The 9,707-nt window shown below is 71.4% G+C and carries 11 protein-coding genes; 2 read left to right on the top strand and 9 right to left on the bottom strand.

Annotated elements, in window-relative coordinates:
- Positions 1-5: 5 nt before the first annotated feature.
- The 3 genes from DEJ03_RS17195 to DEJ03_RS17205 form a co-directional block, all read right to left on the bottom strand.
- A complete protein-coding gene (locus tag DEJ03_RS17195) occupies positions 6-500 on the bottom strand; it encodes a hypothetical protein (RefSeq protein ID WP_110865584.1) in 495 nt (164 codons plus the stop codon).
- A 95-nt stretch (positions 501-595) separates the two neighbouring features.
- Positions 596-1,459 (bottom strand): ABC transporter permease, encoded by an 864-nt coding sequence (locus DEJ03_RS17200; protein ID WP_110865585.1) that lies wholly within the window; start codon positions 1,457-1,459, stop codon positions 596-598.
- The gene (locus tag DEJ03_RS17205) at positions 1,456-2,388 is read right to left on the bottom strand and encodes an ABC transporter ATP-binding protein (protein ID WP_110865586.1); all 933 of its coding nucleotides are present in this window, start codon (positions 2,386-2,388) and stop codon (positions 1,456-1,458) included. Before DEJ03_RS17205 ends, DEJ03_RS17200 begins: the two co-directional genes overlap by 4 nt.
- 251 nt (positions 2,389-2,639) lie before the next feature.
- Between DEJ03_RS17205 and DEJ03_RS17210 the strand changes: the two genes are divergently transcribed.
- Positions 2,640-3,173 carry a helix-turn-helix domain-containing protein gene (locus DEJ03_RS17210; protein WP_110865587.1) on the top strand — a complete coding sequence of 178 codons (534 nt, stop codon included), beginning with the start codon at positions 2,640-2,642 and terminating at the stop codon, positions 3,171-3,173.
- Positions 3,170-4,399, top strand: a complete 1,230-nt coding sequence (locus DEJ03_RS17215) for an MFS transporter (RefSeq protein WP_110865588.1) — start codon at positions 3,170-3,172, stop codon at positions 4,397-4,399. The genes DEJ03_RS17210 and DEJ03_RS17215 overlap by 4 nt, the downstream gene beginning before the upstream one ends.
- Here DEJ03_RS17215 and DEJ03_RS17220 read toward each other — a convergent pair whose 3' ends face one another.
- Genes DEJ03_RS17220 through DEJ03_RS17245 form a run of 6 tightly spaced genes read right to left on the bottom strand, consistent with a single transcriptional unit; the run spans position 4,400 to position 9,450 of the window.
- Positions 4,400-5,257, bottom strand: coding sequence for a hypothetical protein (locus DEJ03_RS17220; protein WP_110865589.1), 858 nt, complete (start codon positions 5,255-5,257; stop codon positions 4,400-4,402).
- Between the two features lie 31 nt (positions 5,258-5,288).
- The gene (locus DEJ03_RS17225) at positions 5,289-5,828 is read right to left on the bottom strand and encodes a GNAT family N-acetyltransferase (RefSeq protein WP_110865590.1); all 540 of its coding nucleotides are present in this window, start codon (positions 5,826-5,828) and stop codon (positions 5,289-5,291) included.
- Between the two features lie 20 nt (positions 5,829-5,848).
- Entirely contained in the window at positions 5,849-7,609 is a 1,761-nt protein-coding gene (locus DEJ03_RS17230) for an AMP-binding protein (RefSeq protein ID WP_110865591.1), read from the bottom strand.
- A gap of 19 nt (positions 7,610-7,628) precedes the next feature.
- On the bottom strand, positions 7,629-8,279 hold the full coding sequence (locus tag DEJ03_RS17235; RefSeq protein ID WP_110865592.1) for an HAD family phosphatase: 651 nt from the start codon (positions 8,277-8,279) through the stop codon (positions 7,629-7,631).
- Complete coding sequence (locus tag DEJ03_RS17240; protein ID WP_110865593.1) at positions 8,276-8,938, bottom strand: HAD-IA family hydrolase; 663 nt, start codon at positions 8,936-8,938, stop codon at positions 8,276-8,278. Before DEJ03_RS17240 ends, DEJ03_RS17235 begins: the two co-directional genes overlap by 4 nt.
- Complete coding sequence (locus DEJ03_RS17245) at positions 8,935-9,450, bottom strand: N-acetyltransferase (protein ID WP_110865594.1); 516 nt, start codon at positions 9,448-9,450, stop codon at positions 8,935-8,937. Before DEJ03_RS17245 ends, DEJ03_RS17240 begins: the two co-directional genes overlap by 4 nt.
- Between the last annotated feature and the right edge of the window lie 257 nt (positions 9,451-9,707).

Raw genomic sequence — 9,707 nt, forward strand, 5'->3', positions numbered from 1 at the left:
GAGCGTCAGTCGGAACCGGTGCCGGTGCCCGGACCGACGATGACGAGGCGCCAGGAACTCGGACGGTCGCTGTCGAACCCGTTGAACGCGACGCTGTCGACGATGCCACGCACCCCCACCGCGATGCGGTGCGGGCTGTCGTCGCAGGACATCGGCTCGAGCGTCCGCGTCGTCGAACTGCGCTCGGTTCCGATCCGCACGACGCCGCGCATCTCCCCGCGCCCGAAACACGAGAACTCGAGATGGTCGAGGGTCTGCGACGTGGCGAACTGCAGGCGCACACCGTCACGGGTCTGGGCGTCGGCCTCGTCCGAGACCTCGGGGTCGACGTCGGCCGTGAGCACGCCGAGCACGGCGTCGTCGGTCTCGACCGCGGCGTCCTGCTCGGCCTTCCATGCGGACAGCGCGGCCTCGTCGACGGGCACCGCCGAGGCGGAGCACCCAGCCAGCAGGAGCACACCCGCGATCACGGGCAGGAGCAGGGCGGGGACGGAGCGCACGCTGTGAGCCTAGTGACGCGGTGGACCCGCACCGCGGAACGACGGGAGGCGCGGTGCCGGCTGGCACCGCGCCTCCCGGCCGTGGGGTGGTCGCGTCAGACGTCGCGACGGCGCGCGAGCGTCAGGGCGAGGCCACCGATGACCAGGACCTCGGCCGCGAGGACGCCGAAACCGCCCCATCCGTTGAGCACGACTCCGCTGTTGTCGGCCTCGCTCGCGCCGTCGTACGCGTAGGCGTAGAGCTGTCCACCGGCCATGTCCGGCAGGAACGCCGCGATGTTCGTCGGCCACTCGACGTTCATCAGCCCGGCCATCAGGCCCAGCACCACCGGCAGGACCAACAGGATGCCGAGCGTGATCGCGATGCCGCCGGCGCTCGAGCGGACGAGCAGACCGATGCCGTAGGCGAGGAGCGCCAGCAGGGTCAGGAAGACCGACGAACCGAGGATCGGCATGAAGACCGACGGGTCACCGATCTCCGGCTCGACACCGTTGTCGGCGAGCAGCGGGAGCGAGATGAGGACGCCGATCCAGGTGGCGACGGCGCTGACCACGAACGTCGTGACGGCGAGGACGGTGGCCTTCGCCAGGATCACGCCGGTGCGACGGGGGTCGGCGGTGAAGGTCGAGCGGACCTGGCCCGTGCCGTACTCACCGGTGATGATGAGGACGCCGAGCACGCCGACGACGAGCGACGAGAGCAGGACGCCGACGGTGTTGGCGTTGACGAACGTGCCGTTCGCGATGTCCGTCGGCAGGTCCTGCCCGCCGCTGTTCGTGTTCGCACCGACCAGCGCGGCCATGCCGATCGTGACGACGACCAGGATCGCGTAGCACCAGAACGTGGACCGGATGCTGCGCAGCTTGATCCACTCGCTCCGCACCAGGTGCGGGAACGACAAACGGGTCGAGGCGCTCATCCGGGTCGACGGCGTGGTGGGCGAGGTGGTGGCGCTCATCGGGTGCCCTCCGATCGGTACTCGACGTCGTCGCGGGTGAGGGCCATGTAGGCCTCTTCCAGGCTCGCGCCGGTCGGGGTGAGTTCGTGCAGGGGGACGCCGGCCTGCGCGGCGATGTTGCCGACCGTCGGGGCGTCGGGCCCGACGACGAGGAACGATCCGTCCTCGCGCTGGGTGACCGCGGCGTTCGGGCCGATCGCGGTGAACAGGCCGTTCGGGTCCGGCGTGCGGACGATGACGCGGCTGACGGCGGCATCGGTGCCGCCAGCGGCGCCACCACCGGCGACGAACTCGGCGATCGGGGCGTCGGCGAGGACCTTGCCCCGGCCGAGCACGACCACGCGGTCGGCGGTCTGTGCCATCTCGCTCATCAGGTGGCTGGAGAGGAACACCGTGCGGCCGTCGGCGGCCATGCGGCGGGCGAGCTGACGCACCCAGAGCACGCCGTCGGGGTCGAGGCCGTTCACGGGCTCGTCGAGGATCAGGGTCTTCGGGTCGCCGAGCAGTGCGGCAGCGATTCCCAGGCGCTGCCCCATGCCGAGCGAGAACCCGCCGACGCGCTTCTTCGCGACGGAGTCGAGGCCGGTCATGTCGATGACCTCGTGCACGCGGGACTTCGGGATGCCGTGGGTCGCCGCGAGGGAGAGCAGGTGGTTGTACGCGCTGCGACCCGAGTGCACGGCCTTCGCCTCGAGCAGGGCGCCGACCTGCCGGAGCGGGTCGCGGAAGCTCGTGTAGGGCTGGCCGTTCACGGTGGCGCTGCCCGACGTGGGCCGGTCGAGCCCCATGATCATGCGCATCGTGGTGGACTTCCCGGCGCCGTTGGGCCCGAGGAAGCCGGTCACACTGCCGGGACGCACGACGAAGGAGACGTCGTCCACGGCGGTCTTCGGACCGTACTGTTTGGTGAGATGGCTGACTTCGATCACGGCCTCGACGCTACGGGAGGGGCCGTCGGCGCCGCGTCCGCCGCTGGGGGGAGATGTGTGCTCCCACAGGGTGACGCGGGGGTGGCGCGGGCGCGGCATCGGCGTCGCGCGGGTTTTCGTGCTGGGCGACAGTTCACGCGCGCGGCCGGCCGTGAGGTGTCGCTGGGCGCGAAAGGTCGGAGCGCAGATCGGTCCGGACGACCCCCAAAGAGCCATTTGACGGTGTCGGGTGCGGGGGCAACGATGGGCGCATGTCCAGCCTCCAGTCCCTCCGGGCGACCGCCCACCCGATCCGGCTTCGCCTGCTGTCGCTGGTGACGAGCTCCGCGATGAGCGCAGCCGAGGCCGCACGGGAGCTCGGTCTCTCGCAGGCCACCGCGAGCTACCACCTGCGTGTCCTCGAACGGGCCGGGCTGGTCGCCGTCGTCGAGGTCGTCCGGCTCCGGGGCGGCGAGGCGAAGCGGTACCGGCACGAGTCGTCGTCGCGGGCGTTCGACCCCGACGCCCGATCCGGCAGTGGCGCCGAGGACGTCTCGATCGAGGACCAGCTCGTCTACGTCGAGGCGCAGGTCGAGGAGCTCCGGCGACGCGTTCGACAGCGGACCACAGGGCCCGGCGTCTCCACCGACGCCGAACTGTGGGTCGGCCCCGAGACGTGGCGTCGCGTGGTGCACCACGTCGGCCAGGCCTCTGCCCTGCTCCACGCCGCAGCGCAGCGCCCCCGTACCCCGGGCACCGTCCCGGTGTCGATGACCGTCTCGATGTTCCCGATGCGGCGACCGTGAGCACGCCGACCACGGGCGTCCTCCGGCACGCGCCGTTCCGTTGGCTGCTCGCCGCCCGCACGGTGAGCATCCTCGGCAACGCCGTCGCCCCGATCGCGTTGGCGTTCGCCGTCCTCGACCTCACCGGCTCACCCGTCGACCTCGGCCTCGTCGTGGCCGCACGTTCGGTCGCGAACGTCGCGGTCCTGCTGTTCGGCGGGGTCATCGCCGACCGTCTCCCCCGTGACGTCGTGCTCGTCGCCACGTCACTCGGTGCTGCCCTGACGCAGGGCGCCGTCGCCGCGCTGGTCCTGACCGGCACCGCGACGGTCCCGCTCCTCGTCGTCCTGAGCATCCTGAACGGTGCGGTCGCCGCGGTCAGCCTGCCGACGACCGCTGCCATGGTCCCCGAGACCGTGCCCGAGTCACTGCTCCGTCCGGCGAACGCCGTGATCCGGTTGAGCATCAACGCCGGCACCATCGTCGGGGCCTCCGCCGGCGCCGGCATGGTGGCGCTCGTCGGCGCCGGGTGGGGATTGGCGGTGGACGCCGCCGGCTTCGCCGTCGCTGCAGCCCTGTACGCACGGATCCGACTGCCACGTCGCACGTCCGTCGCGCCGGCCGACCGCCCGTCGGTGATCGCGGACATCCGGGAGGGATGGGTCGAGTTCGCGGGACGACGCTGGGTCTGGACGGTGGTCGCCCAGTTCGCGGTGCTCAACGCCGCCTTCGTGGGTGCCACCACCGTGCTGGGTCCGGTGGTCGCGGACGGTTCGTTCGGCAGGGCGGGTTGGGGACTCGTCGTCGCCGCGCAGACCGTCGGTCTGGCGCTCGGAGCGCTGATCGCGCTGCGGTGGCGGCCGCGGCACGCCCTCGGCATCGGCGTCGCCCTGATGGCCGTGACCGCGCTCCCCGTCGTGGCGCTCGCTGGCGCACCGGCCCTGCCGACCCTGCTCGTCGCGTTCGCCCTGGGCGGGGTGGCCATCGAGCTGTTCGCGATCGCCTGGGACCACGCGCTGCAGTCGAACGTGCCCCGGGCCGTGCTGTCGCGGGTCTACTCGTACGACATGGTCGGGTCGTTCGTCGCCGTCCCGCTCGGCGAGGCCCTGGTGGGACCGCTGGCGCACGCGGTCGGCACGCCCGCGACCCTGATCGGTTGCGCCGTCGTCATCGTCGTCGCCACCGTGGTCGCCGCGTCCACACGGAGTGTCCGGCGCGTGACCACCGAGGTGGCCCTGCCGGTCTGATCAACCCGGGGAAGCGTCCGCGTCGACCTCGTACGCCTCGAACCGGGCGTCGGCGAGGACCGCGTCGACGAGTGACCGTGAGCCTGCGACGATCGTCGAGTCCCAGTCGATCTCGGTGGCGAGCACCCACTCATGCCCCTCGGGCCAGAGCATCTGCGGGGTGTGCCCGACATCGACGTACGTGCCCACGCGGGCGTCGTCCGTCCAGGACGGGTCGCTGAGCTGCGGCAGGGACATGGAGAGCAGGAAGCACTCGCGTGCCGGCCACAGGAAGCGCGGACCCGCGAGCGACTCCCGGAGCGCAGCCTGCTCCCGCCGGTGCTGCGCCTGAGTCCGGGCCATGTGCGCCTGCATATCCACGCGCTCGGCCGCCGTCGGCTCGCCGCTCCCCTGCCACCCGAAGCCCAACGTCGACGTCCCGTTCAGGTCGCCCCATCCGTCCCAGACCGCCCCGACCAGGTCGTCCGGCGTCGACGTCGCGTCGGCGAGAAGCTCGGTGAGCGCGGCGAGTTGCGTCGGCTCGTACCACCCCTCTTCGGGCGGATGGACGACCCAGCCGTCCTCGAAGGGCAGGTCCGACTCGTCGTCCCGACCGCTGAGCGTCTGCCACGACACGAGCGGGTCGATCGTCCGACGGGTGCGCTCGGCGACGTCGGCCCAGCGCCACTCGGCCGACTCGAGGACCGGGTGCTCGTCGTGCTCGTCCACGGTCGTCCGGTCCTCGCGATCCGCTCGGAGCGGGTGCAGGATCCGGGCGTACGCCTCGAACCCGGTGCCCGCGACGCCGCCGAACGAGGCGAACGAGCCGGCCCGGGCCAGCAACCAGTCGCCGCGGGTGACGTCCTTGATCAGTTCCACGTGTCGAGCCTAGGACTGACCGGGGCAGCCGTCAGGACGTCGTCCGGACCTCGAAACCGGGCAGGTCCGGCACCGGATCGGTCGCCAGCCGGGCATGCGTCTCCACGTCGAATCGCTCGGAGCCGTACCGGAGCTTCTGCCGTTCGACGCCCTCCGCGCGGAACCCGGCGATCGCGGCGACCCGACACGACGCCGGGTTGTTCGAGCGGTGTCCGAGTTCGAGGCGGAAGAGCCCGGCATCGAACGCCCAGGTCGACACACTCGTCAACGCACGAGCGGCGAACCCACGGCCGCGAGCATCGGCCGCCAACCAGTAGTGCGCCCAAGCCGTGGCGTGTCGGAACTCGATCGCCGCGAGTCCGACGTTGCCGACCGCGACTCCGTCCTCCACGATCGCCCAGTTCCTCGCCCGCTCGTCGAACCGCAGGGCACCCCTGATGTGCGTGCGGGCCTGCTCCTCGTCACCGAGCCCGACGTCCGGGAACTGCGTCGCGAGGTCCGGGTCCGACCGGCTGGCGGCGAAGAGCGCAGCCGCGTCGTCGAGCGACCACGGGCGCAGTACGACGACCATCGGTGATCTCCGTCAGCCGGTCAGCCGGCAGCGGGCGGGGCCTGCGGGCGGGGTGCTCGGAGGCCGGGGAACTCGTCGTCGCGCCACTCCCCCTCAGCGCGCGTGCCGTTGCTCACCGACTGCTCCTCGCGCTCCCGGAGCTCCACGCGGCGGATCTTGCCCGAGATGGTCTTCGGGAGCTCCGCGAACTCGACGCGGCGGACGCGCGCGTAGGCGGGGAGAGCCGTGCGTGCGTACTCCAGGACCTGCCTGGCGGTGTCAGCCGACGCCTCCCATCCGGTGGCCAACGTGACGTACGCCTTGACGACGTTGAGACGGGCGTCGTCGGGGGCCGGGACGACCGCGCTCTCGGCCACGGCCGGGTGCTCCAGCAGGGCGCTCTCCACCTCGAACGGCGACACCTTGTAGTCCGAGGACTTGAACACGTCGTCGGTGCGGCCGATGAAGGTCAGCTCACCGTCGGCGTCGCGGGCGGCGATGTCGCCGGTGTGGAAGAAGCCGTCGCGCATCGACGAGGCGGTGCGGTCGGGGTCGCCGAGGTACTCGGCCATCAGGTTGACGGGTCGCTCGGTGAGGTCGAGGCAGACCTCGCCCTCGTCGCCCGGTTCGCCGGACACGGGGTCGAGCAGCGTCACGGTCACACCGGGGAGCGGCTTGCCCATCGCGCCGGGCGTCACGGCGGCACCCGGGGCGTTGCCGATGATCGCGGTGGTTTCGGTCTGCCCGTAGCCGTCGCGGATGGTGAGCCCCCACGCCGCCTCGACCCGGCCGATGACCTCAGGGTTGAGCGGCTCGCCGGCCGAGATGAGCTCGCGGAGCGCCCGCGGCTTCACGCCGAGGTCGGACTGCAGCATCATCCGCCACGCGGTCGGCGGCGCGCAGAACGTGTTGACCTCGGCCCGCTCGAGTTGCGCGAGGAGTGCGGCGGGGTCGAAGCGCGCGGTGTTGTGGATGAACACGGTTGCCTCCGCGATCCACGGCGCGAAGAAGCAGCTCCAGGCGTGCTTGCCCCACCCGGGCGAGCTGATCGTCAGGTGCACGTCACCGGGCCGGACGCCGAGCCAGTACATCGTGCTGAGGTGCCCGACCGGGTACGACGTCTGGGTGTGCACGACCATCTTCGGCTTCGACGTCGTGCCGGACGTGAAGTAGACCAGGCACGGGTCGGTCGTGCGGGTGACGACGTGGGGACGGACCTCGTCGGTGGGAGCGGGCTCACCCAGGTCGCTCGGGTACTCCGTCCACCCGTCAGCGGGACCGCCGATGACGATGCGCGTGAAAGACCCGCGGACGTCGTCGTACTTGTGCGTCTCGCCGCGGTTCGTGACGACGTGCGCCACCGAGCCCCGGTCGACGCGGTCCTGCAGGTCCGCGGTGTCGAGCATCGTCGAGGTCGGCAGGATGACGGCACCGAGCTTGATCACGGCGAGCATGGTCTCCCAGAGCTCGAGCTGGTTGCCGAGCATGACGAGGACGTGGTCGCCCTGCTGGACGCCGAAACCGTGCAGTCGCGCGGCGAGCCGATCGGACCGTGCGGCCATCTCGTCGTAGCTGAGCCGCTGCTCACGACCGTCCTCCTCGACGATCCAGAGCGCGGTGCGGCTGTTGTCGGTCGCGATGACGTCGAACCAGTCGGTCGCCCAGTTGAACGTGTCGCCGACGTCCGGCCAGCGGAACCCGGCGCGTGCCGCTTCGGGAGAGTCCGCGGCGAGGAGCTGGTCGCGGGCGGCACGGTACGCGGCGGTCGGGTTCACATCAGGCACGGACCGATCATGCCGCATCCGTCTCAGAGCCGATCGATCAGGCGAGTTCCCGGAGCCAGCGGTCGAGCCAGGGAATGATGCGCGAGAGGTCGTCCGCGTCGATCGCGTCACTCGCGGCCGCACGTGCCGCCGGACCCGCGTTGAGCGCCAACGCACTGGGGAGCGCCTGGAAGAGCGGGATGTCCGAGCGGCTGTCGCCGACAGCGCAGCAGTGTTCGATCGGCACACCGAGGTCGCGAGCGAGCGCGAGCGCCCGGTCCCGTTTGTCGAACTCGTCGAAGTGCTCGGCGACGGTGCCGTCGTGGATGCCGCGGTGCTCCCCCACGCGGGGCCCGCCGTTCGGGACGAACCCGAACCGCCGCGCGAGGGAACGGGTCACGGGCTGCCACGCGAGCGACGCGAGCACGGGTTCGACGTCGTGGGCACGGCACCACGCGACGACGGTCTCGGTTCCGGGCAACACCGGCAGGCCGTCGAGCCACCGGTCGACCGTCGCGACGGACGTGCCACGCCACCCGCGTGCGTCGACCTCACTGACCTGCTGGTTGGTGAGACCGCCGTCGGCGTAGCGGGCTTCTGCATCGTCGAGCGCGTCCTGGTGCCCGAACCGGGCGGCCAGGAAACTGCTGCTGGAACCGGGGCTGACGAGGGTTCCGTCGACGTCGAAGAACACGATGCCGACGGTCACTGCTGACCGCTCCCCCGCACGACCGCCTCGAGCACCCGGATCGTCTCGTCGGTGTGGACGTGCAGGTGCGCCCCGATGCCGAGCGCACGTGCGGCCTCGATGTTCTCGGGCACGTCGTCCACGAAGAACACCTCGTCCGGGTCCGCACCGAGGCGCTCGAGCGTGATCCGGAACGCCGCGCCATCGGGTTTGTTCACGCCGATCTCGTGGGAGTAGCAGATCGGATCGAACACCGCCGAGAACCGGAAGCGCCGCTCCTCTTCCTCGCGAGCACCATCGCCAGAGTTCGACAGGATCGCGAGGCCGATCGTTCCGCGGAGTCCGGCGAGGAAGTCGTACAACGGCTGGTTCAGCGTTCCGCAGTACGCATCCCAGAAGTCGGCCCGCATGACGGCGAGCTGGTCGGCCCCCAGCCCGAGCGCCGTACCGATCGCACACCAGTACCGGTCGACGACGCCGGTCTGGCGGGAGGCGTCCGGCAGGTCGGCCGCAGTGAGGCGTGCGGAGAAGTCGTCCGTCGTCATCCCGAGACGCTTGGCCCACCGCGCCCGGAAGCGTCCGGGCCAGGCGGCGTCGTCCACGAGTTCGAGGACGCCGCCCACGTCGGACAGCAGCCACCGCACGGCGGACCCCGCGGCCCTGGCCGTCCCGCCGGTCACAGCGATCCCCGCAGCTGCCGGATCATCTCGAGCTCGAGTTCGCTCGGATCGAGGACGTACGCCTCGGTCGCACCTGTCGGCTCGTAGCCACGTCGGGCGTAGAAGGCCTGCGCGCGGGTGTTCCCCTCGTGCACGTGCAGCCGAAGGGCCGATCCGTGCGCCGCCGCCCACACCTCGATCTCGTCGAGCAACGCATCGGCGACACCGGCGGAACGACCCCGGTGCGACGGTGCGACGTAGACGCCAACCAGGAGCGGCCCGACGCGGGGGCCGGGGACGAACACCCCCATCGTCCCGAGCCACCGGCCGTCGGCACCGATCGCGGCGAGAGTCGTCCCGCCGACGTCGTGCTCACGGCGGCCGCGTCGACGCCAGTCACGCTCCTGCAGCCGCTCCGCGTCGGCAAGCCGCTCCCCGTACGCCTTCGGGGTGTCCCGGAGCATCTCCAGCCGCAGTGCCCGCACGGACTCCCAGTCGTCCTCCGTGGTCGGTCGGATCGTCGTTCCCCGCATGACCCGAGCCTAGGGGTGGCAGGCCCGGAGAAATCGTTCCAATCCGACTGGCGGACGACGCCGAATCACCTGCAACGACCGGGAAACACCCGGAGCGCTCACCAGCCGCACATCGCTGGTTCTCCACCCCACCAAGGGTGTGTTCGGCGCGCACACAGCAGCCGCGCCGAGCGCGACAACAGCAAAGGACTGATCACGATGCGTAAGAGCCTCAAGACCTCCATCACCCTCGCCACGACCGGCGCCCTCGTCCTCGG

The organism is Curtobacterium sp. MCLR17_043 (assembly GCF_003224215.1).
Taxonomy (GTDB): domain Bacteria; phylum Actinomycetota; class Actinomycetes; order Actinomycetales; family Microbacteriaceae; genus Curtobacterium; species Curtobacterium flaccumfaciens.